The 21,516-nt window shown below is 71.0% G+C and carries 16 protein-coding genes; 9 read left to right on the plus strand and 7 right to left on the minus strand.

Annotation, left to right across the window (positions count from 1 at the left end):
• The 3 genes from ACFWY5_RS16135 to ACFWY5_RS16145 form a co-directional block, all read right to left on the minus strand.
• The gene (locus ACFWY5_RS16135; RefSeq protein ID WP_379623168.1) at window positions 1–1,095 is read right to left on the minus strand and encodes a serine hydrolase domain-containing protein; all 1,095 of its coding nucleotides are present in this window, start codon (window positions 1,093–1,095) and stop codon (window positions 1–3) included.
• 61 nt (window positions 1,096–1,156) lie between these two features.
• Entirely contained in the window at window positions 1,157–1,939 is a 783-nt protein-coding gene (gene thyX, locus ACFWY5_RS16140; RefSeq protein ID WP_379623170.1) for an FAD-dependent thymidylate synthase, read from the minus strand.
• Window positions 1,940–2,054: 115 nt separating this feature from the next.
• The gene (locus ACFWY5_RS16145; RefSeq protein WP_379632594.1) at window positions 2,055–4,706 is read right to left on the minus strand and encodes a M4 family metallopeptidase; all 2,652 of its coding nucleotides are present in this window, start codon (window positions 4,704–4,706) and stop codon (window positions 2,055–2,057) included.
• A gap of 297 nt (window positions 4,707–5,003) precedes the next feature.
• On the opposite strand from ACFWY5_RS16145, the gene ACFWY5_RS16150 reads away from it, so the two are divergent.
• Both ACFWY5_RS16150 and ACFWY5_RS16155 read left to right on the plus strand, forming a co-directional pair.
• A complete protein-coding gene (locus tag ACFWY5_RS16150) occupies window positions 5,004–5,354 on the plus strand; it encodes a DoxX family protein (protein ID WP_379632596.1) in 351 nt (116 codons plus the stop codon).
• Window positions 5,355–5,367: 13 nt separating this feature from the next.
• Window positions 5,368–5,820, plus strand: a complete 453-nt coding sequence (locus ACFWY5_RS16155; RefSeq protein WP_379632598.1) for a MarR family winged helix-turn-helix transcriptional regulator — start codon at window positions 5,368–5,370, stop codon at window positions 5,818–5,820.
• Between the two features lie 202 nt (window positions 5,821–6,022).
• Here ACFWY5_RS16155 and ACFWY5_RS16160 read toward each other — a convergent pair whose 3' ends face one another.
• Both ACFWY5_RS16160 and ACFWY5_RS16165 read right to left on the minus strand, forming a co-directional pair.
• Window positions 6,023–7,168 carry an amidohydrolase family protein gene (locus tag ACFWY5_RS16160; protein ID WP_379632600.1) on the minus strand — a complete coding sequence of 382 codons (1,146 nt, stop codon included), beginning with the start codon at window positions 7,166–7,168 and terminating at the stop codon, window positions 6,023–6,025.
• A gap of 294 nt (window positions 7,169–7,462) precedes the next feature.
• Window positions 7,463–9,589 (minus strand): anthranilate synthase component I, encoded by a 2,127-nt coding sequence (locus ACFWY5_RS16165; RefSeq protein ID WP_379623180.1) that lies wholly within the window; start codon window positions 9,587–9,589, stop codon window positions 7,463–7,465.
• Between the two features lie 274 nt (window positions 9,590–9,863).
• On the opposite strand from ACFWY5_RS16165, the gene ACFWY5_RS16170 reads away from it, so the two are divergent.
• Both ACFWY5_RS16170 and ACFWY5_RS16175 read left to right on the plus strand, forming a co-directional pair.
• Entirely contained in the window at window positions 9,864–11,306 is a 1,443-nt protein-coding gene (locus ACFWY5_RS16170; protein WP_379623182.1) for a glycosyltransferase family 39 protein, read from the plus strand.
• A gap of 60 nt (window positions 11,307–11,366) precedes the next feature.
• On the plus strand, window positions 11,367–14,867 hold the full coding sequence (locus ACFWY5_RS16175) for a S8 family serine peptidase (protein WP_379632602.1): 3,501 nt from the start codon (window positions 11,367–11,369) through the stop codon (window positions 14,865–14,867).
• Here ACFWY5_RS16175 and ACFWY5_RS16180 read toward each other — a convergent pair.
• The gene (locus tag ACFWY5_RS16180; RefSeq protein ID WP_379632604.1) at window positions 14,864–15,628 is read right to left on the minus strand and encodes an SGNH/GDSL hydrolase family protein; all 765 of its coding nucleotides are present in this window, start codon (window positions 15,626–15,628) and stop codon (window positions 14,864–14,866) included. The two genes, ACFWY5_RS16175 and ACFWY5_RS16180, sit on opposite strands and share 4 nt — an antisense overlap.
• 109 nt (window positions 15,629–15,737) lie before the next feature.
• Here ACFWY5_RS16180 and ACFWY5_RS16185 point away from each other — a divergent pair, with 109 nt between their 5' ends.
• The 3 genes from ACFWY5_RS16185 (at window position 15,738) to ACFWY5_RS16195 (ending at window position 19,247) form a co-directional block, all read left to right on the plus strand.
• Complete coding sequence (locus ACFWY5_RS16185) at window positions 15,738–16,613, plus strand: DUF4394 domain-containing protein (RefSeq protein WP_379632606.1); 876 nt, start codon at window positions 15,738–15,740, stop codon at window positions 16,611–16,613.
• Between the two features lie 141 nt (window positions 16,614–16,754).
• Window positions 16,755–18,290 (plus strand): CocE/NonD family hydrolase, encoded by a 1,536-nt coding sequence (locus ACFWY5_RS16190; protein ID WP_379632608.1) that lies wholly within the window; start codon window positions 16,755–16,757, stop codon window positions 18,288–18,290.
• 9 nt (window positions 18,291–18,299) lie between these two features.
• A complete protein-coding gene (locus tag ACFWY5_RS16195) occupies window positions 18,300–19,247 on the plus strand; it encodes a helix-turn-helix transcriptional regulator (RefSeq protein WP_379623292.1) in 948 nt (315 codons plus the stop codon).
• Here the strand turns inward: ACFWY5_RS16195 and ACFWY5_RS16200 are convergent.
• A complete protein-coding gene (locus ACFWY5_RS16200; protein ID WP_379632610.1) occupies window positions 19,244–20,140 on the minus strand; it encodes an SDR family oxidoreductase in 897 nt (298 codons plus the stop codon). The genes ACFWY5_RS16195 and ACFWY5_RS16200 overlap by 4 nt on opposite strands.
• An 80-nt stretch (window positions 20,141–20,220) precedes the next feature.
• Between ACFWY5_RS16200 and ACFWY5_RS16205 the strand changes: the two genes are divergently transcribed.
• Together ACFWY5_RS16205 and ACFWY5_RS16210 are read left to right on the plus strand one after the other, a co-directional pair.
• Complete coding sequence (locus ACFWY5_RS16205; RefSeq protein WP_379632612.1) at window positions 20,221–20,769, plus strand: VOC family protein; 549 nt, start codon at window positions 20,221–20,223, stop codon at window positions 20,767–20,769.
• On the plus strand, window positions 20,769–21,380 hold the full coding sequence (locus ACFWY5_RS16210; RefSeq protein WP_379632614.1) for a carboxymuconolactone decarboxylase family protein: 612 nt from the start codon (window positions 20,769–20,771) through the stop codon (window positions 21,378–21,380). The genes ACFWY5_RS16205 and ACFWY5_RS16210 overlap by 1 nt, the downstream gene beginning before the upstream one ends.
• The last annotated feature ends 136 nt before the right edge of the window (window positions 21,381–21,516 follow it).

Below are 21,516 nucleotides of genomic sequence, written 5' to 3' on the forward strand. Positions count from 1 at the left end.
TCAGAGCTTCTCGGCCAGCGTCTCCATGAACGCGGGCCAGGCGCGCCCGCCGGTGTCCACGCCGAAGCGCACCATCACCAGCTTCTTGTCCGGCACCACGTAGATGACCTGCCCGTAGCGGCCGGAGGCGATCCTGGCCTCGCCGCGGGCCCACCAGAAGAGCTGGTAGCCGTCGGCCCAGCCGTTCGGGGCCACCACCGGCGTGTTGGGCTCGTTGATCCATTCGGCGGGCACGAGCTGCTGGCCGTTCCACCTGCCCTGCTCGGCCACGAGCATGCCGAGCTTGGCGAAGTCGACGGCGCGGCCGTTGACGCCGCTCTCCATCTTCTCGAAGCCGTCGGAGGAGTCCAGGCTCCACGAGCCGTCGGCCTCCATCCCGAGCGGGCGCCAGAGCTTCTGCTCCAGGTAGGTGGCGACCGGCACCTTCGTCGTACGCTCCAGCGCCAGCCCGACCAGCAGCGGGTTGAAGTTGTTGTAGCGGAAGCCCTGGCCGGGATCGCCCTCCACGCCGGAGTCGTCGATGGCCAGACCGCGCAGGTCCGGGCTGTAGTAGGTGCTGGTGTCGTCGCTGAACGGCGTGCCCTCGTCGTCGTAGCGCAGCCCGGAGCGCATGGCCATCAGGTGCCGCAGCGTGATCTTCTCGAAGCGCGGGTCGCGCTCGCGCAGCTCCGGCACGTACGTGGTGATCGGGTCGTCCACCGACCGGATCTTCCCCTCGCCCACGGCCACGCCCACCAGCAGCGACAGCACCGACTTGGCCACCGACATCGAGGTCAGCGTGGAGTCGCGGCGGGTGCCGTTGAAGTAGCCCTCGTACAGCAGCTTGCCGTCGCGCACCACGACGAACGCGGTGGTCTGGCCCGCCGCCAGCGCCTGCTCGTCCAGGCCGGGGATCGCCTGCGGCTGCTTGGGCAGCGGCGCCGGGGTGCCCGTGGACACCTTGCGGAAGGGGAAACGCTGCCAGTCACCGACGTCCGAGTCGCCCCAGAAGAAGGCCCTGGCCAGTTGCGAACGGCCGGTGCTGGCCCACAGGCCACCGTAGGCAGCGGCGGCGACCAGCACCAGAACTCCGAGGATGATCAGCAGTCGGCGCACACGCTCATTGTTGGTGCGCCGCCCGCTGACGTAAACCCTTACTCCGCCGGAGGTGCAGGGGTCAGACCTTGCGCCAGCCGGGGACCCAGGCGCCGTCCTCGACCACGTAGTCGCCGAACAGCGCCGGCGCCTCCTTCTTCATCAGCTCGCCGATGCGCTGGAAGAGCAGGCGGATCTCCTCCTCCGCGCCGACCGCGGTGCGCGCCTCGATGGTGTGGCGCAGCGTGCGCACGTTGGCCGTCCACACCAGGCCGGTGGCCACGCCCTCGGGGGCGAAGCGCCGCATGAAGGAGGTGCGGTGCTTCTTCTCCGAGAACGGCACGCCCTCCTCGTCGAGGCCGAAGTGCCCGGCCATCCACCCCTGGAACTCCTCAAGCTGCTCCAGCACCGCACCGGCCCGCTTCATCAGCTCGGGGTCCTCGCGGGCCCAGTCGGGGAACCAGAAGGGCAGCTCGGTCAGCCGGACGAAGCGCAGCGACTCCTGCGAGATGGCCACGCCGGGCCGGTGGCGGACGAGTTCGTGCGTGAGCACGCGGCTGACGTTGTGGAGCACGAAGCTGAAGCTGACGTGCTCGAGGACCGAGCCGTGGGCGCTGGCCAGGATGTTCTGCAGGTACTGGGTCTGGTCCTTGCGGATGCGTACCACGTTGGGGTTGAGGCCGGGCTCGAAGGAGCGGTAGCACAGCCGCCCGGCGAACTCGGCGAGGTTCTGGGCGTCGAGGTCGCCGCGGTCCAGCCGTTCCAGCCACGCCGTGCCGCCCACCTCGCCGAGGTAGCGGGCCAGCTCGTCGTAGTCGAGTTCGGGACGGGCGACGATAAAGACCTCTGGTTCAACGGCGTGCATGGCAGCCCCCCGGCTTGGCGATGTGACGGCCCTAGCAAACCAGGTCCGGGGGTCGGTTCGCGACTTGCCCGCCGTACCTCGGAGTGACGGGGTACGGCGGGCGGCCGGAAGGGCGTCAGCAGCGGCCGGCGGGCCGCTCGCGGTAGACCAGATCGGTGTCTCCCGCGGAGCCGTCGATCCAGGCCGTGAGCGTGCCGTCACCGGAGACGTTGGCGAACTGGTCGCCCCTGTTGCAGGAGAAACGGGTCAGCGGCCCGCCCGCGACGGGCAGCTGGAACAACTTGGGCAGGTTCGCGTTGGTGAGCGTGCCGTCGCCGTGCGGGTTGACGCCGACGGTGACGATGTCGTCATTGGCGTCGATGGTGCTGGGCAGCAGCGCCTTCGGCCCGTCGGGCACCAGCCAGGTCAGGCCGGTGCCGTCGTGGTTGGCCCGCACCAGGCCGTAGACGTCGTCGGCGTCGGTGTCGGCGTACCACACGACGTGCTTGGAGGTGAGCACGGGCATGCCCGAGGACGACGGCTCCTGGCCCGTGGAGGGCACCTCGGGCAGCGGCGTCTCGGTGCCGGTGGCGACGTCGTACACGACGGGCGCGGTGTGCGTCTTCTCGCCCACTCTCCAGACCCGCAGGTAGGACAGCTTGCCGCCCTTGAGCTCGGGCTGGACGCCGAGCACGCCGGCGGCCGCGGTGAGGTTGACCGGTGGCGCCGTGCCCTTCTTCAGCCACACCTCCGTCTCGAACGTGGTCGTGTCCAGCGCGTCCCAGGCGATGGCCTCGCCGGAGGCCGTCACCGTCCCGAGGGGCGTGGACACCTCGGCGGCCACCTGCTCGGGCGCGCCGGCGTCCAGCGGCCGGGTGAGGATCCGGTACGTGCCGGCGTCGGCGTCGAACGCCCCCCACACCGCCCGCCGGCCGTCGATGACGGGGACGAAGTTCCAGGAGGTGTTCTGCGAGAGCTTGACCGGCTTGCCGCCCCGGAGGCGGCCGGTGAGGATCGAGGTCGGCTCGGCCGCGTCGGGCGAGGAGTTGCCGACCACGTACCGGTCGCCGGCCACGCCGGCGCGGGAGCCGCCGTCGCTGATGTTGTCGACCAGCACGCGGCTGTCGGTGCGGATGCCCCGCTCCCAGCCGCGCCGGATGCCGTGGCGCTCGAAGGCCAGGGCGATCGTCACCCGGTCGTGCGGTGACACCCCGAGCGCGCGGGCGGCCGACTCGACGGCGCGGCGGCCGTCGGCGAAGTCGTCGATGGGCGTCATGTACTCCGTCAGCGCCTTGTAGACGACCTTGTCGGCCTTCGCTCCGAGCTTCTCGCGGATGTCCCAGAGCGCGCCGGAGAAGATCGTGGAGTTCAGGTGGACGCCGCCGCCGTCGAGGCTGACGCCGACGCCGATCCAGTCCTTGGCGGCCGAGCGGCCGTCGTCGAGGTCGCGGATGGCGCACTCCATGGGCGGCAGCGTCTTGCACAGCCGGTCGCCGACCAGGCTCGCGTCGGGGTGGCTCATCGGGACGCCGAGCGCGTCGACCTCGATGGCGTTGCCGAAGTAGTCGGCCAGGCCCTCGTTCATGGCGCCCGACTGGCCGAAGTAGGCGAGGTTCGCGCTGTTGGTGATGACGCCGTGGGTCATCTCGTGGCCGACGACGTCGAGGCCGGCGGCGAGGGAGTGGTAGGTGGGGCCGCCTCCGCCGTACACCATCTTGGTGCCGTCCCACAGGGCGTTCTCGAACGGCTGGCCGAAGAAGGTGACATTGACGACGGACAGCATCGAGCCGCCCTTGCCGTCGAGCCCTTCCCGGCCGAGCCCGCGGTAGTACTCGTAGACCTTGCCGGTGCCCCAGTGGGCGTCGGCCGCGCCGCTCTCGGTGTGGCCGGGCCCGAAGACGGGCGTGGGCGACTCGGCCAGCTTGGCGCCGGGCGGGACGCCGGGCACGAGGTAGTCGAACAGGTCGCCCTTGTTCGCGTCGTAGGTGAGGATCTCGCCGGTCGTGCCGTTCCACATCGGGCGCGCGCGGTCGCGGGTCTCGTAGACGCCGTCGGCGCGCTGGTAGAGGTTCAGGGGTACGGCGCGGCCGTCCGAGGCGGTTCCGGAACCGGTGGCGGGGCCCTCCATCTGGATCCGGCTGATGGCCTGGAGCGGCTGGCCGGAGTGGGCGTCGATGTAGGCGTCGAAGGCGAGGAGCTTCTTCTTGGCCCGGTCGAGGCCGGTCATCGGCAGCTTCCAGGCCAGGCGGCCCTTGGCGCCGCGCGGGACGACGACGAGGCTGCCCTGGCCCGTCTTGACGGTGCGGCGGGCGAGCGGGTCGGTGACGAAGCGGGTCAGCGCGATCCGGCCGGCCGTCTCGGCGGTCAGCCGGGGCGTGGTGTCCACGCTCAGCTCGGTGAGGAAGCGCCCGCCGGCGCCGGTGACCTGCCGGGCGGCGCCGCTGCCGCGGAAGTGCACGAGGTACTGGCCGCCGAGGACCGGCAGGCCGCGGTGCTTCTGGGCGAACCTGACCGTGGTGTCCTGGCCGTCGGTGACGGTCTGGATCGGGGTGAGGTCGGCGGGGTCGAGGTGGTAGCGGGCGTTCTTCAGGTGGTTCTTGGCCGCGGTCGCGAGGTCGCCTCCGGCCGCCGCTTCGGCCAGGCCGCTCACCTCGGCGGGGGCGTCGGTGCCGGCGCGGGGCTCGACGGCCGGCGGGTCGGCGGCGTGGGCCGGGCCCTGGCCGGCGAGGGGGATGGCTAACGCGAGCGAGAGGGCAAGAGCCGATGATGTGATGGGACGCCAGGACACGACACCTCCAGGTGTTGCGTAAGGGGTTCTGGCGTCTTGATCATCACCTTGCCCTGACTGACCGGCGGGTCACGATTCAATATCATCAGTCAGGAAATTTCGCTTTTCATAGGCTTCGCGTAGATGTGTGCGGAGGAGTTACGGCCCCGCGGCCGTCGCGGGCCGCGGGGCGGTAGCCCGGTGATCGGGACGGTCACGACACGGACTCGGGCATGGCCGCAATCCCGCCGAAAGGTTGTCCCTTCAAGTTTTCAGGTCTACAGTCTGGCTCACCGTAATAACTTGAAGGGGCAACCAATGGACGTGGTTCTCTGGATCCTCCAGATCCTGCTCGCCCTCGCCTTCGCCGCCTCCGGCGTCAGCAAGATGGTCGTGGCGAAGGAGCGGGTGAGGGAGCGCATGCCGTACGTGGACGACTTCACCCAGGAACAGCTCCGGCTCGTCGGCCTCGTCGAGTTCCTCGGCGCGCTCGGCCTCGTCCTCCCCTGGGCCACCGGCATCGCGCCCGTCCTCACGCCGCTGGCCGCCGTCGGGCTGGCGCTCACGATGGTCGTCGCGGCGGGCGTACACGTGCGGCGCAAGGAGAACTTCGCCGTTAACCTGGTACTGCTGGCGGTGGCGGTCGTCATCGCCATCGGACGGTTCTGACGCTGGGAGTTCTTTGATCGAGGGCCTCGACGCCGACGAGCAGCGCGCCTGGCACGGGCTCATGGCCGTGTTCCTGCTCGGCATTCCGCAGGTGGAGCGTACGTTCCGCGCGCATGGGCTGGTGCACATCGAGTACGGGTTCCTGTGCTCGCTGGAATCGGCCCCGAAGCGGCTGTCCGACCTGGCCGCCACCTCCAACGTGTCCATCAGCCGGTTGAGCCACCGGATCAGCAAACTGGTGGAGCGGGGGTACGTGCGGCTGCGCCCCGACGAGACCGACGGCCGGGCCACGGTAGCCGAACTCACCGACACCGGCCGCGCCCTGATCGCCGAGATCGCCCCGGCCCACGCGAAGGCGCTGCGCGAGGTCCTGTTCGACCACCTGACCCGAGACCAGGTCAACGCGCTGGCCGAAGCCATGCAAACCGTAGGCACCAACCTGGGCGCCTGCCTCGACCCCACCTAATCCCCACCCCACACACCTGGCCGCCCACCCGGACCTCACCTGGCCAGGGCGTCGCTGCTCGCGGCTGACGCGCTGCCGGTTCGCCGCATCGGACCATCTCGGCCACTGCAGCCCGCCGCGCCTGTCCGCGCATCCAAGCGGCACCCGCGTGACGGGTCGCCCGGTGGCGCTCCGTGAGGTCCTTGGAGCTGTTCGGGGGGCGTCAGAGGCGGTAGACGCGGCGGGCGTTGCCGGAGCCGATCATGTGGGCGATGCGGGCGCAGTCGGTGGGGTTCCACTCGCCGTTGTCCAGGCGGGCGCGCAGGGTGCGGGCCAGGCCGTGGCGGAAGTAGAGGGCGCCCAGGTGGCAGGTCTCGGCGACGCCGTAACAGTCGGAGGAGAACATCTGCTTGTGGAACGGCACCAGCTCCAGCAGTTCGGCCATCACCCTGGCTGAGCCGGCGGCGGTGTAGGTGAGGGCCAGGCCGACGTCCACGTAGACGTGCGGGAACACGGCGGCCAGGTAGGCGGCCTGGCGGTGGTAGGGGTAGCAGTGGAGCAGGATGACCGGGACGCCGATCGGCTGCAGGGAGCGGATGAAGCCGGTCAGCAGGGCCGGGTCGGCCCGGTCCAGGTCGAGGTCGGTGTCGCCGTACCCGGTGTGGAACTGCAGGGGCAGGCCGCGCTCGCGGGCCACGTCCACGGCGGTCCAGAGCAGGTGGCGCAGCAGGATCGGGTCGGTCAGGCGCTGCTTCGGGTCGGACAGCCGGCGGTTGGCGGCGGCGATGACCGAGCCTCTGCTCGGGCGGGCGGGGTCGAAGTCGAGGCCGCAGCGGTAGGCGACGATGGACTTCAGGCCTACGGCTCGGGCGGCGCGGGCGGCCAGCTCCTCGGCGAGGCTGTCCATGTAGTCGACGGCGATCTGGGCGGTTTCGGCAACGTCCTGTTCGATCTGTTCCAGGCGGACGATCTCGTCGGCCGCGGCGCCGCCGTGGCGTCCCATCTCGGCGGCGGACAGGAGTTCGGGGGCCTCCAGACCCGTGTCCACCAGGAACGCCACGATGCCGGCCGCCTCCAGCAGCCTCCTGTTGACCTCGCCCGCGCCCAGCTCGGCGCGCCTGGCCAGGTAGACGGCGGGTGGGGCGTGGGGTTCCAGGTCGAGCACCGGCGCGCACCACCGGCGGATCGCGGCGCCGACGGGGGTGTCGAAGTGGGTGGTGCCGGGGGGCGCGGGAGTGCTGCCTTCGGTGATGAACAGCTCGAACTGCGCCCTGCTGAGCTCGTCGCGCCTCACTCCGTGGCAGTGGTGGTCCACCAGGGGCGCCAGCAGCGCCTCGCGTACCGCGTCGGGAAGGTCTACGGGGAGCATGCGGGCGAGCCTAGGCGTTCGCGCCGGACCACACGCCGCGATTGCGCACTTGTCCCGGCGGCACCGCCCGGGGATGCCCCGATGCGCCCCGTAACGCCGGTCCCATGTTCACCGAGGGCAGAGCCCGTGGGCGGACGGTCGAGGCGGGAAGGGCACGCCGGAGGAACCGGGGTGAAGCGGGGCAGGGACGGGCGTGAGGTGCGTGGGGAACCCGCGCAGGGGATGGAGACACGCGCGTGCGGGGGTGGGGGTGGGTGGGCAGGGGTCCGGAAGGGGCGCCTGCCCACCCACGGGTCAGCGGCGGGTCAGGCGGAGGACGTTGGCGATGATTTTGGCGCCGGCGTCACCCTCTGCCGTGAGGATGGACTCCGGGTGGAACTGGACGCCGTAGCGCCGGTTGGCAGGGTCCTCGATGGCCATGACGTTGCCGTCGGGGGTCAGGGCGGTCGGGGTGAAGGAGACCACGCCGGGGCGCTTGGCGTGCAGCGAGTGGTAGCGGGCGGCCGTGAACGTCTCGGGCAGGCCCTCCAGCAACGCGCTCTCGCCCAGGCGCGAGACCTGCCCGCGCTTGCCGTGCTCCGGGTAGCCCAGCAGTTCGAGCGTCCCCCCGGCGTGCTCGACCATGGCCTGCAGTCCCAGGCACACGCCGAATACCGGCAGGTTCCTGGAGTACAGCTCGTCGATGAGCGCGGACATCCCGAAGTCGGAGGGCCACCCCGGCCCGGGAGACAGGACGACGAGGTCGGGGGCGATCGTGTCGATCATCTCGGCGGGGAAGCCGTGCCGCAGCGTGGTGACCTCGGCGCCCTGCTGGCGGAAGTAGTCGGCGAGGGTGTTGACGAAGGAGTCCTCGTGGTCGACGAGCAGGACCTTCATGCCGAGCCCCGGCTGTTCGGGAGCGGGGGTCACGGGGACGGATTCGGGGCGGTTGACCGCGTCCAGGGCGCCGAGCAGCGCGCTGGCCTTGAGTTCGGTCTCGCGCTCCTCCGACTCGGGGTCGGAGTCGAACAGCAACGTGGCTCCGGCCCGCACGGTGGCCACGCCGTGCTTGATCTGGGCGGTACGCAGGGTGAGCCCGGTGTTCATGGACCCGTCGAAGCCGATGAAGCCGATGGCCCCGCCGTACCATCTGCGCGTGGTGGCCTCGTGGTCCTCGATGAACTGCATCGCCCAGGTCTTGGGCGCGCCGGTGACGGTGACGGCCCACATGTGGGTGAGGAAGGCGTCGAGGGCGTCGAACTCGGGGCGCAGGCGGCCCTCGATGTGGTCGACGGTGTGGATCAGGCGGGAGTAGAGCTCGATCTGGCGGCGTCCGATGACCTTGACGGTGCCGGGCACGCAGATGCGCGACTTGTCGTTGCGGTCGACGTCGGTGCACATGGTCAGCTCGCTCTCCTCCTTGACGGAGGACAGCAGGGTGCGGATGGCCTCGGCGTCCTCGACGGGGTTGGAGCCGCGGGCGATGGTGCCGGAGATGGGGCAGGTCTCCACGCGGTCGCCGCTGACGCGCACGTACATCTCGGGTGAGGCGCCGACGAGGTGCTCGCCCTCGCCGAGGCTGATGATGAACTCGTACGGGGCGGGGTTGGACCGGTGGAGGGTGCGGTAGAAGGCGGGCGGGTCGGTGCAGACGGAGTGGAAGACCTGGCCGGGCACGACCTCGAACAGGTCGCCGCGCTTGAACTTCTCCTTGGCCGCGGCCACGACCTTGGCGTAGGAGCCCTTCTCGGGGTTGGGCGGGATCTGGCCGGGGACCACCTGCGGCACCGAGGCGCCGGTGCGCTCCATGCCGCGGGTGGACACGCCGTCGACGGTGAACTCGTAGCGGTGCTCGACGCTGGTCTCGCGCTGGCGGTCGATCACCACGAGCCGGTCGGGCAGGTGCAGCACCAGGTCGCGCTGATCGTCGGGGCGGGTCAGCTCGTGCCGGATCGGCTCGAACTGGAAGGCCAGGTCGTAGCCGAAGGCGCCGTACAGGCCGAGGTGGGCGTCGTCTCCGGCGAAGGCGGCGATGACCTCGCGGATGGCGGTGAAGACGGTCGGGCGGCGGCTGCGCATCTCCTCGGGCAGCAGTTCGTCGCTCTCGGCAACGTGCACCTCGACGCGGTCGGCGGTGGGCTGGGCCACCGGCTTGCCCGCGGCCAGCAGGCAGGTCGCGAGCACGGGCAGCACGACCCGGCCGCGCTCGTTCAGCGCCGTCGCGCTGATGCGCCGCCCTCTGGCGACGAGCTCGACGCACGGGTCGACATAGCCGAAGGCCCACCGGCTGTAGCGGCCCGGGTAGTCCATGCCCGAGGAGAACGCGCCGCCGCGCCGTTCTCCGAGCGCGCTCACGATCTCTTCGAGCGCCTCCTCGGCGACCTCACGTGTCTCCCGCTCGACATGGACGCCACCGGCGGTCGTATATCCGCTCGTCTCCATTGCTGCCTGCCCCTTGCTAACCCAATGAGCCCCGGAGGCGAGACAACAAAGGCCGCCTTCCGGGGCGGCCGTCGTTGAGGAATGCGAAGTACGCGCCGCCTAGAAGGGGCGCCACCACTGGCTCTGCAAGCCGATTCGCATGCAGGGATGCTAACACGCCCGGCCGAGGTCGTGACCATGGCGTGCCCCCTGACACGGCAGCGGTTCGCGTAAGGGCGGGTTAGGGGCTCGCACGTGGTGACAAGCCCGAGTCAAGCACCTAACTTCAGCGAGTATGGAGCGCGCCTTCGCCTGGCGGCCCGTCACCGCGATCGCTCTCGGCACGGCCGCGATCCTGGTGGCTTTAAGCGGGGCCTACGACTATCACCGCGACGAGCTGTACTTCCGCATGCTCGCCGAGCATCCGGCTTGGGGCTACGTCGACCAACCTCCGCTCACCCCGATGCTGGCGCGTGCCGCCATCGGGGTGTTCGGCGACACGCTGACCGCCATCCGCGTCCCCGCCGCCGTGTGCGCGGCGGTGCTGCTGGTGCTGGTGGCACTCATCGTCCGCGAGCTCGGCGGTGGCCGGTTCGCGCAGATTCTGGCCAGCCTGGGGGTGGCGACCGCGGGATTCGTCCTGATCGTCGGCCACTCGCTGCTGACGCTCAGCGTCGACCTGCCGCTGTGGGCGGCGGCCATCCTGTTCATCCTCAAGGTGCTGCTGCGCGGCGAGCCCCGCTGGTGGCTGGCCGCCGGCGCGGTGATCGGGGTGGCCACCTACAACAAGCATCTGATCGCGCTGCTGGTCATCGGCCTGGCCGCCGGCCTGCTCGCGGTGGGGCCGCGCCGGGTGCTGCTCAGCCCGTGGTTGTGGGCGGGTGCGCTGATCGCGGTGCTGCTGGCCGTACCGAATCTTCTCTATCAGGTCACGAACGGCTGGCCGCAGCTGAAGATGGCGGCGGCGCTGAGCGCCGACAAGGGCGCGGAGATGCGCGCGTTGTTCCTTCCGATGCAGGTGCTGCTGCTCGGCCCGGCGGCGGCGGTGGTGTCGGCGTTCGGGTTCGTGCGGTTGTGGCGCGACCGGCGGGTGCGGGCGCTGGCGGTGGCCTATCCGGTGACCGGGCTGCTGACGGTGATTTCCGGCGGCCGGCCCGACTACATCACCGGGCTGATGGTGTTGCTGTTCGCGGCGGGCTGCGTGGGCCTGGAGGCCGCGCGCCCGCGCTGGCGGGTGGTGGGCACGGCGGGGCTGGCGCTAGTGGCGGCGGGCAACCTGTTCATCGCGCTGCCGATCCTGCCCGCCAAAGAGGTGGCGCAGACGGTGATCCCGGAGGCCAACCAGGTGGTCCGCGAGTCGCTGGGCTGGCCGAGCTTCGCCACGCAGCTACGGTCGGTGTTCGACAAGCTGTCGCCGGAGGAGCGCTCGCGGGTGATCCTTCTGATGGGCAACTACGGCAACGCGGGCGCGGCCGACCGCGCGGGCCTGCCGCGTGTCTATAGCGCGCACAACCAGTTGTTCGAATACGGCCCGCCCCCCGAGACCGGCACCGTGGTCATCGCGGTCGACGTGATCAGGTGGGCCATGAACAAGCAGTTCACCACGTGCGACGAGGCCGGCGAGATCGACAACGGCCTCGGCCTGGACAACGAGATCCAGGGCATGGTGATCTTCGTCTGCCGGGGCCTGAAGATCCCGTGGCGCGACGGCTGGCGCAACTTCCAGCATTACAGCTAGAAAACCCGAATTACCACTTTGACTCTTGCCAACTTGACTGTGTCGAATCACGCTCTGCACATGGTTGTCAAGATCGCCTGGCGAGCGGCTCTCACGGGGGCCGCAGCCGCCCTGTGCCTCCTGCTCCCCCAGTCCGTGGCCCTGGCCGCACCCCAACCCGACAAGATCGACAAGTCCGTGATGGACGACCTGAAGGCCGATGACAAGGCGACCTTCTGGGTCAAGATGAAGGGCGAGGCCAACTTATCCGCGGCCCGCCGGGCCACCTCCAAGGACGCGAAGGCCGCCGAGGTCTTCAAGACCAAGAAGGGGCACGCCGCGTCCTCCCAGGCGGAGCTGCGCAAACTGCTGACCGCGCAGAACGCCGACTTCGCCCCCTACTGGATCGTCAACGCCGTGCGCGTCACCGGCGCGGGCGCCAAGCTCGCCACCGCGATCGCGGACCTGGCGGAGGTCGAGAGCATCCTCCCGGTACGCACGTTCGCGGTGCCGAAGCCGGAGCAGGGCAGGGCGGAGGCCAGGGTCAAGGCCGCCGTCGAGTGGAACATCGACCGGGTCGGCGCGCCCCGCGTGTGGAGCGAGCTCGGCAGCAAGGGCGAGGGCATCGTCGTCGGCCACATCGACACCGGCGCCGACTTCACCCACCCGGAGATCGCCGCGCAGTACCGGGGCCGGGGCCCCGACGGCTCCTACGACCACAACTACAACTGGTTCGACCCGGCGGGCGTGTGCCCGAGCGCGGCCCCGTGCGACAACAACGACCACGGCACCCACGTGACGGGCACCATGGTCGGCGCCAACGGCATCGGCGTGGCGCCGGCCGCGCGCTGGATCGCCGCCAAGGGCTGCGAGACCGACACCTGCACCGACGAGTCGCTCATCAAGTCCGGCCAGTGGATGGCCGCCCCGACCGACCTCAACGGCGAGAACGAGCGGACCGACCTGGCGCCCGACATCGTCAACAACTCCTGGGGCGGAGCGGGCTTCGACCCCTGGTACAAGACGATCGTGCAGTCGTGGATCGCCGCCGGCATCTTCCCCGCCTTCGCCAACGGCAACGCCGGCCCGGCCTGCACCACCAGCAGTTCCCCCGGCCAGTACGTGATCAGCTACAGCGTCGGCGGCCTCGACATCAACAACGTCCTGTACGCCCGTTCCAGCAAGGGCGCCGGCGAGAACGGCGAGATCAAGCCGAACATCGCCGCCCCCGCGGTGAACGTGCGCTCCTCGGTGCCCGGCGGCGGCTACGCGGCCTTCACCGGCACCTCGATGGCCACGCCGCACGTGGCCGCGACGGTGGCGCTGCTGTGGTCGGCGGCGCCGAGCCTGCAGGGCAACGTGGACGCCACGCGGCCGCTGCTGGACAGCACGGCGATCGACGTCAACGACACCAGCTGCGGCGGCACGCCGACCGACAACAACGTCTGGGGCGAGGGCAGGCTCGACTCCTTCGCCGCCGTCCAGTCGGCGCCCCGCGACGGGCTCGGCGACCTCAGGGGCACCGTCACCGCCGGTGGCGCTCCGGTCGCCCATGCCGAGGTCAGCCTGACCGGGCCGCTGAGCCGTACGGTCTTCACCGGCGCGGACGGCACCTACGCGGTGCCGCGCCTGCTGCCCGGCGACTACCAGGTGAGCGCGTCCAGGTTCGGCTACACCTCCGGCACCGCGAGCGCCACCGTGGCGGCCGGGCAGACGGCCACCACGGACGTCACGATGACGCGAAAGGACAGCGGCACGGTCTCCGGCCTCGTCTCGATCGCGGGCGCGCCCGAGTCCGGCGCGACGCTCTCCGTCGCCGGTACGCCGGTCCAGGCGGTCACCGGCGCCGACGGCCGTTACCGGTTCACGATCCCTCACGGCACCTACGACGTGACCGTTACACCGCGCTCGCGCTGCGCGACGGCCTCGACGACCGTCCAGGTGACGGTGGCGGGGGACGTGGTCAAGGACGTCGACCTGCCGCTGCGGGGCGACGGGTTCGGCTACACCTGTGAGAGCAAGGCGCTGCCGTACGTGGAAGGGACCGAGAAGCTGGCGCTGACCGGCGACGACGAGGCGCAGCAGGTGACGCTGCCGTTCACCTTCCCGTTCTACGGCGCCGCGCAGACGAAGGCGTGGATCACCACGAACGGCTACGCCTCCTTCGCCAACGAGAAGGTCACCACCGGCTCGAACGGCACGCTGCCGACCACGGGCACGCCGAACAACGCGGTCTACGCCTACTTCGACGACCTCGTGGCCGACGCCGAGTCGGGCATCTACACCGCCACGCAGGGCGCCGCGCCCAACCGCGTCTACGTGGTGGAGTGGCGCAACGTGAAGTTCTACTCCGACGCCACGATGCGGATCTCGGTGTCGATGCTCCTGGGCGAGAACGGCACGGTTTCCTACCGCTACAAGGACGTCGAGGGCGCCCGCGAGCAGGGCAACAGCGCCACGATCGGCGTGGAGAACGGACCCGGCACCGACGCGCTGCTGTACTCGTTCAACACCGCCGCGGTCTCCACCGGCCAAAGCGTGACGGTCGCGGCCACCCGCCACGGGCTGGTCACGGGCACGGTCACCGACGCCAACGACGGCAAGGCGATCGCCGGCGCGACGGTGAAGGTGGGCCAGGCGGCCACCTTCACCACGGGCGCCGACGGCACGTTCTACGGCCAGGTGCCGGCCGGCGACCACAAGGTGGAGGTCTCCAGGGAGCACTACGGCACGTTCTCCCAGGACGTCACGGTCGCTCCGCTGGCGTTCACCCGGGTGGACACGGCGCTGATCACCGGCGCGGTCAGCGCCTCGGTCGGCGAGCTGGCCGTGGTCATGCCCACGGGCGTCACCCGCAGCCGCTCGTTCGAGCTGACCAACCTCGGCGCGCCCGCCGACTACACCGTAACCAGCGACGCCGCCTGGCTCACCGCCGCGCCGACCGCCGGCCGCCTCGCCAAGGGCGAGAAGGCCGCGGTGAAGGTCACGGTCAGCAGCCAGGGCGTGCAGCCGGGCACGGTTCAGGCGGGCAAGCTCACGGTGAAGTCCAACAGCGGCCGCCAGCCGATCCTGGAGATCACGGTGAACGTCGTGGTGCCCAAGCACCAGGTGGCGCTCGACACCGGCGCCTCCAGGCAGGTCGTCGACGCCCAGGGCGATGTGTGGACCGCCGACCGCAAGTACACCCAGGGCGGCCATGGCTGGGTGGCCAACCAGAACCGCACGGCCGACACCCGCAGGACCATCGCGGGCACCACGGAGCAGGCGCTGTTCCGCACCGCCCGCGAGAACCTGCTGGAGTACCGCTTCGACAACGTGCCGAACGGCACCTACACCGTCGAACTGGGCTTCGCCGAGATCACCTCGAAGCGTCCGGGCTCCCGGGTCTTCGACGTGATCGTCGAGGGCCAGCTCGCCGTACCCGCGCTCGACCTGGCCCTGGAGGTGGGCACCTACACGGCGGCGAACCGCTCGTACACCGTGAAGGTCACCGACGGCCAGCTGAACGTGCGCTTCGCCCGGCGTGACGGCCAGCCGATCGTCAACGCCGTCCGCGTCTCCGAGCGTCCCGACAAGAACTAGCCGGGCCGTACCGGCGTCAGCCCCGGCCGCTTGGGGCTGACGCCGTCGCCGGAGGAGCGGCCGTGCAGGCGGCGGTTGATCCACGGTGCGAGGAACTGCCTGGCCCAGCGCAGGTCCTCCCGCCGGGCGTCCGTCCAGACGGGCGGGCGCCGCGGCGGGTACGGCTCGCGCCAGTCCTGCTCGACCGGCACCCCGAGCACTTCGGCGGCGGCCAGCGCCACGCGGCGGTGGCCGTCGCCGTTGAGGTGGAGCCGGTCGGAGTCCCAGGCGCGCGGGTCGCGCAGCACGGCCATGGGCCACAGGTCGACCAGGTGGGCGTCGTAGCGCCGGGCGATGTCGTGGATGTGCAGGTTGTAGACCTCGATCTTGCTGTGCGCCAGCCGCATGACGGGCACGTGCCGCAGGTCGAAGCCGGTGAAGAGCATCACCTTGGCTCCGGCCTCGGTGAGCGTGCGCACCCCTTGTTCCAGCCGCCTGGCGACGATCGCGGGCCCGCTGCCGGGCCGCAGGATGTCGTTGCCGCCCGCGCAGAGCGAGACCAGGTCGGCGCCCATGGCGACCGCCTGCGGCACCTGCTCGCGCACGATCTCGTCGATGATCCGGCCGCGTACCGCGAGGTTGGCGTAGCGCAGGCCGGGCCGGTCGGCCTCGATGTGCTCGGCGAGCCGGTCGGCCCAGCCGCGGAAGCCCGTGGCGGCCGGGTCTTCGAGTCCCTCTGTGAAGCTGTCCCCTAGGGCGACGTATGACGAAATTCGTCCCATGACGGGATAGTTTGCCGCGAATGTCATGCCCTACGCGACCGTAGGTCAATCCGGCGGGCGCCCCCGGACGAAGAAGGAGGAAAAGTCCCGACAAGAAGGAGCACACCTCATGCGCACGACACTGGCCCTCGCCGCCATCGTGGCCTGCGCGGGCGCCGGCCTGGCCGCGCCCGCGCTCGCCGACGCCTCCCCCCGGCGCGACGGGGCCCTGCAGGTCGCCGGGCTGACGGCCGACGGCAGGCTGGTCGCCTTCCGCGCCGACCGTCCCGGCTCCGTCACCGACATCGGCAAGGTCAACGGGCTGAAGGGCGACGCGAAGGTGGTCGGCATCGACTACCGCGTGCAGGACGGCAAGCTGTACGCCGTCGGCGACCAGGGCGGCGTCTACACGCTGTCCGGCGCGGCCAAGGCGACCAAGGTCTCCCAGCTCAGCGTCGCACTGGACGGCAAGAACTTCGGCGTCGACTTCAACCCCGCCGCCAACCGGCTGCGCGTGATCAGCGACACCGGCCAGAACCTGCGGCACAACATCGACGACCCTATGGGCGCCCCGGCCGCCGGCACCACCGCGACCGACGGCAAGCTCACCAACCCGCCCGTCCCGCCCGCCACGACCGGCGTCACCGCCCTCGGCGTGAGCGGCGCCGCGTACACCAACAACGACCTGGACGCGACGACGGCCACGACGCTGTTCGACGTGGACACGACCGCCGACCAGATCGCGGTGCAGTCGCCGGCCAACGCCGGCAACCTCGCCCCGACCGGCAAGCTCGGCGTGGACGCGGGCTCAGCGGCCGGCTTCGACATCTACACCACGCTGCGCAAGGGCGCCGCCTCGGCCAACACCGCCTTCGCGGCGCTGACCGTGAGCGGGTCCTCCCGTTTCTACACCGTCGACCCCCTGACCGGTGCGGCCGTCCAGGTGGGAACGTTCCCGTCGCGCCGCCAGGTCGTGGACATCGCTCTGCCGCTCGACCAGCGCTGACGCCCCCGAGCCCGCCTCTGGCCGTGACACGCCCCGCCCACGGGCGCGAATTCCCCTTGTCCGCCCGCCCGCGCGTCTGTTACCCGTTGAGGTATGCGGGGGAAATATCCAATACGTGTCACCAGAGACCTGCCCGTCCCCATGCCCGACGGCGTCCGGCTGCTGACCGACCACTACGCGCCCGTGGGGGCGCCGCGCGCGCCGGTCGTGCTCATCCGCTCGCCGTACGGCCGAAGGGGCGCCTTCGGATGGATGTTCGGCCGCGGCTTCGCCCGGCAGGGCTTCCAGGTCGTCATGCAGTCCTGCCGGGGCGGATTCGGCTCCGGCGGGCTGCTCGACCCGCTCGGCGACGAGCACGACGACGGCCTGGCCACCGTGGCCTGGATGCGCGAGCAGCCCTGGTACGGCGGCAGCTTCGCCACCTTCGGCCCCTCCTACCTCGGCTACACCCAGTGGGCCATCGCCCCCTACGCCGGTCCCGACCTGCGGGCGATGGCCACGCAGATCACCGCCTCCCAGTTCCGCGACGCCGCCTACGTGGGCGGGGCGTTCGCGCTGGAGTCGGCGCTGAGCTGGACGACGCTGACCGACGCGATGTCACGCCGCTTCGGCGGCACCGCCGTGCTGACCGCGCCCCGGCTGACCCGCCGCGCGGTGCTGTCCGGGCGGCCGATGGGCGAGCTCGACCTGGTCTCGGCCGGGCATCCGCTGGCCTTCTACCAGGATCTGCTCGCCCATCACGGCGATCCCGCCGCGCCGTACTGGGCCAAGCGCGACTTCTCCCCCGACGTGGCCGACGTCGGCGCCGCCGTCACGATGCTCGGCGGCTGGTACGACGTGTTCCTGCCCTGGCAGATCAAGGACTATCTGACGATGCGCAGGGCCGGGCGGCGGCCGTACCTGACCATCGGGCCCTGGTACCACGTGGACATGCGCCACGGCCGCCCCTCCGTCGCCGAGGCGCTGACCTGGTTCCGCGCCCACCTGCTGGGTGACTTCTCGCGGTTGCGGGCCGACCCGGTGCGGCTGCACGTGACCGGCGCCGGCGAGTGGCGCGACTATCCGGACTGGCCTGTTCCGGGGATGCGGATGCGCCGCTGGCACCTGCGGTCCGGGTTCGGGCTGGATCCGGCCGCGCCCGGCGAGGACGGCGCCGGCCGCTTCCGCTACCACCCCGCCCATCCCACGCCCGTCATCGGCGGCCCGGTGCTGCTGGCCGACTCCCGCCCGCGCGACCAGCGCCGCCTGGAGGCCCGCCGCGACGTGCTCGTCTACACCTCCGCGCCGCTGCGCGCCGACACCGAGATGATCGGTCCCGTGGGGGCCGAGCTGTCGGTGCGCTCCAGCGCGCCCTGCACCGACGTGGTGGTGCGGGTCTGCGACGTGCACCCGTCGGGCGCGTCCATGAACATCTGCGAGGGGGTACGGCGCACGCTCGGCGGCCCGGAGGACATCCGGCGGGTCGAGGTGGACCTGTGGCCGATCGGGCACCGCTTCAAGCGCGGCCACCGTATCCGCGTCCACGTGGCGGCCGGGGCGTACCCGACGATCGCCCGCAATCCGGGCACCGGCGATCCGATCGCGGACGGCGGGCCCATGCTGCCGGCCGACGTGGAGGTCCTCCACTCCCCCGGCCATCCCTCTGCCGTCCTCCTGCCCGAAGTGACCGCCCCTTAGAGTCGGATCGTGCGCGCGTCCCGTTTGATGTCGGTGATCCTGCTGCTGCAAGGGCGGGGCGGGATGACGGCGGCCGAACTGGCCGAGGAACTGGAGGTCTCCGAGCGGACCGTCCACCGCGACGTGCTGGCGCTGAGCGAGGCGGGCGTCCCGGTCTACGCCGACCGGGGGCGGCGCGGCGGCTACCGGCTGCTGGAGGGCTACCGCACCCGGCTGACCGGGCTCGACCGGGCCGAGGCGGAGGCGCTGTTCCTGTCGGGCGTGCCGGGGGCGCTGCGCGAGATGGGGCTGCAGGACGTGGCGGCCACCGCCCGGCTGAAGGCGGCGGCCGCGCTGTCACCCGGGCTGCGGGACGCGCCCTCGACGGCGGCGCAGCGCTTCCATCTGGACGCGCCGGGCTGGTTCGCCGGTGAGGAGCCGCCGCCGGCCGCGCTGGCGCCGCTGGCCAGGGCGGTGTGGAGCGATCGGGTGGTCGGGCTGGCGTACAAGGGCAGGCAGCGCACGGTGCGTCCGTACGGGCTGGTGCTCAAGGCGGGCGTCTGGTACCTGGTGGCGCACACGGGGGACTTCCTGACCTTCCGCGTGGACCGGGTGGAGGCGGTCGTGGCCCGGGAGGAGGGCTTCACCCGGGATCCGGAGTTCGACCTGGCGGCGTACTGGCGGCGGCAGTCGGCCCGCTTCGCTCGCTCCCTGCTGCGCGCCACCGTCACGCTGCGGCTCAGCCCGTCCGGGGTGCGCATGCTCCGGCACATCGCCGACCCGGCCGCGCTGGAGGACGCGCTCGCCTCGCTGGGCGAGGACGGTACGGTCGAGCTGGCCGTGGAGTCGATGACGGTCGCGTACTCGCAGGTGTTGCGGTTCGGGCCGGAGGCGGAGGTGCTGGCGCCGCCGGAGCTGCGCGCGATGGTGCGCGAGGCCGTCCTGCGGACGGCCCGCCTGTACACCCCTGATGTCTAGCGGTACTCGGACGCGTCGGCCTTCTTGCCGCCGTCCTCCACCTCTTCGATGTAACGCCACACGTCCGGCCGGCTGCCGTCGAGGTCGGTGAAGCCGTAGACCTGGGCCAGGCCGCCGCTGTCGAGTGACTGACCGGTCCAGCGCATCTTGTCCGGGTCCTGGGCCAGGGCCGCGACGGCCCGCCCGACGAAGGCCGGCGTCTCCGACACCGCCCAGGTGGCGTTCTTCGGGATGTAGTCGCGCCAGGTCTCCTCGGTCACCTCGAAGTTCTCCAGCATCGCCTCCGAGCGCAGGAATCCGGGCGTGAGCGCCACGGCGGCGCAGCCGTGCTCGCGCAGGTCGTGCGAGAGCGCGTACGCCAGCCGGACGACCGCGGTCTTGGCCTGGTCGTAGAAGAGCGAGAGCCGGTAGTGGTCGTCGTTGTACTTCTTGGTCCCGTCGGTCACCTCGACGACCAGGCCGCCGGGCTTCCTGGACAGCAGCGGCAGCGCGTAGTGGCTGGTGATGATGTGGGTGTCGATCGCCAGCCGCAGCAGGCGCAGCCCGTTGTCCAGGTTGTGCTCCCAGACCGGGACGTTCCACTCGGTGAGCCGGTCGCCGCCCCACACGTCGTTGACCAGGACGTCGAGCTGTCCGTGGTCGCGTTCGATCCGCTCCACCAGTGCTTTGACCTGCTCCTGGTCGAGGTGGTCGACCCGGACCGGGATGCCGGTGCCGCCGGCGGCGGTGACGAGCGCGGCGGTCTCCTCGATGGTCTCCGGCCGGTTCATCTCCGAGCGCCGCGATCCGCTGGAGCGGCCGGTGCAGTAGACGGTGTAACCGGCGGCGCCGAGCTGTACGGCGATGCCCCGGCCCGTGCCTCGTGTGGCCCCTGCCACCAGTGCGATGTTCATGAGGACCACTCTCGGCCGAAAAGAGGACACCTCATGTCATGTTTTCTCAAGGATTCTCGCGTGATAAGTAAGGAGTTACCATGAACGAAGAGTTCGAACTGCGCGGAGTCAACCATCTGGCACTGGTCTGCTCGGACATGAAGCAGACCGTCGACTTCTACTCCGGCGTCCTGGGCATGCCGCTGATCAAGACGATCGAGCTGCCGATGGGCTGGGGCCAGCACTTCTTCTTCGACGCCGGCGGCGGCAACGCGCTGGCCTTCTTCTGGTTCCCCGACGCGCCGGAGGCGGTGCCCGGGGTCTCGGCGCCCAAGGGGCTGCCGGACCGGGGCGAGCTGCTGTCGGCGGTCGGCTCCATGAACCACATCGCCTTCGACGTGCCGCCGGACAAGATCGAGGAGTACCGCGACCGGCTGATCGCCAAGGGCGTGGACGTGGGCGTGCTGCTCAACCACGACGACAGCGAGTTCGGCGTCGCCCCCGCCCCGCACGAGGGCGTGTTCGTGCGTTCGATCTACTTCAAGGACCCCGACGGCGTCCTCATCGAGTTCGCCTGCTGGCTGCGGGAGCTGGGCCGCGAGGAGGACGTGCGGCACGAGCCGAAGACCGCCGCCGACCGGACCGCCTGATGCCGCGCCTGCGCCGGGTCCCGCGCGAGGAGGTCGCCGACCCGCTCACCGCGTTCTTCTACGACCGCCTGCTGACCGGCGACGGCACCGCCACGGGTTCGCCCGGCGACTGGTGGGAGGTCTTCGCGCTCGACCCGGCGATCCTGCGCCACTGCGTGAAGGGCTTCCAGCTCTACCGGGAGTCCGCGCTCGACCCGATGCTGCGCGAGCTGGGCCAGACCCGCGCCGGATGGGCCCGGCAGTCGCAGTTCGTCTACTCGCAGCACTGCAAGCAGATGCGCGCGATCGGCGTGCCGGAGGAGAAGATCCAGGCGGTCGCCTCCTGGCAGGTGAGCACCGTCTTCGGCGAGCTGGAGCGGGCCGTGCTCGCCTACACCGACGCGCTCGTGCTGGACGGCGGCCGGGTGCACGACGAGGTCTTCGCCGTGCTCAGGAAGCACCTGCCGGACGAGCAGATCCTCGAGCTCACCTACATCACCTGCATGTACGAGATGCACGCCACGATGGCCAGAGCGCTGCGGGTGGAGTTCGACGACCGCGACGACCCGATCACCGAGGTGCCCGCGCCCGAGGGGTACGGCACCCGGGACATCGCCGACGAGCTCGCCTGACCGTCCGTCCGACCGTTCGTCGCGAAGAGCCGACCGTTCGCCGATCCGCGCCCGGCTTCCCGGCCGAACCTCACTAATGTCACGTCGGATGACGCGCCCCCGCCATCCCCCCAATGGTCTATAAATAGGCCAAAAC

This window comes from Nonomuraea sp. NPDC059007 (assembly GCF_042740555.1).
Lineage (GTDB): Bacteria > Actinomycetota > Actinomycetes > Streptosporangiales > Streptosporangiaceae > Nonomuraea.

What these genes read in the sequence shown, in the direction of transcription:
- thyX (WP_379623170.1), bottom strand. Translation starts at nt 1,939, where the DNA reads ATGCACGCCGTTGAACCAGAGGTCTTTATCGTCGCCCGTCCCGAACTC.
- ACFWY5_RS16150 (WP_379632596.1), top strand. Translation starts at nt 5,004, where the DNA reads ATGGACGTGGTTCTCTGGATCCTCCAGATCCTGCTCGCCCTCGCCTTC.
- ACFWY5_RS16160 (WP_379632600.1), bottom strand. Translation starts at nt 7,168, where the DNA reads ATGCTCCCCGTAGACCTTCCCGACGCGGTACGCGAGGCGCTGCTGGCG.
- ACFWY5_RS16165 (WP_379623180.1), bottom strand. Translation starts at nt 9,589, where the DNA reads ATGGAGACGAGCGGATATACGACCGCCGGTGGCGTCCATGTCGAGCGG.
- ACFWY5_RS16170 (WP_379623182.1), top strand. Translation starts at nt 9,864, where the DNA reads ATGGAGCGCGCCTTCGCCTGGCGGCCCGTCACCGCGATCGCTCTCGGC.
- ACFWY5_RS16175 (WP_379632602.1), top strand. Translation starts at nt 11,367, where the DNA reads ATGGTTGTCAAGATCGCCTGGCGAGCGGCTCTCACGGGGGCCGCAGCC.
- ACFWY5_RS16180 (WP_379632604.1), bottom strand. Translation starts at nt 15,628, where the DNA reads ATGGGACGAATTTCGTCATACGTCGCCCTAGGGGACAGCTTCACAGAG.
- ACFWY5_RS16185 (WP_379632606.1), top strand. Translation starts at nt 15,738, where the DNA reads ATGCGCACGACACTGGCCCTCGCCGCCATCGTGGCCTGCGCGGGCGCC.
- ACFWY5_RS16190 (WP_379632608.1), top strand. Translation starts at nt 16,755, where the DNA reads ATGCCCGACGGCGTCCGGCTGCTGACCGACCACTACGCGCCCGTGGGG.
- ACFWY5_RS16200 (WP_379632610.1), bottom strand. Translation starts at nt 20,140, where the DNA reads ATGAACATCGCACTGGTGGCAGGGGCCACACGAGGCACGGGCCGGGGC.
- ACFWY5_RS16205 (WP_379632612.1), top strand. Translation starts at nt 20,221, where the DNA reads ATGAACGAAGAGTTCGAACTGCGCGGAGTCAACCATCTGGCACTGGTC.
- ACFWY5_RS16210 (WP_379632614.1), top strand. Translation starts at nt 20,769, where the DNA reads ATGCCGCGCCTGCGCCGGGTCCCGCGCGAGGAGGTCGCCGACCCGCTC.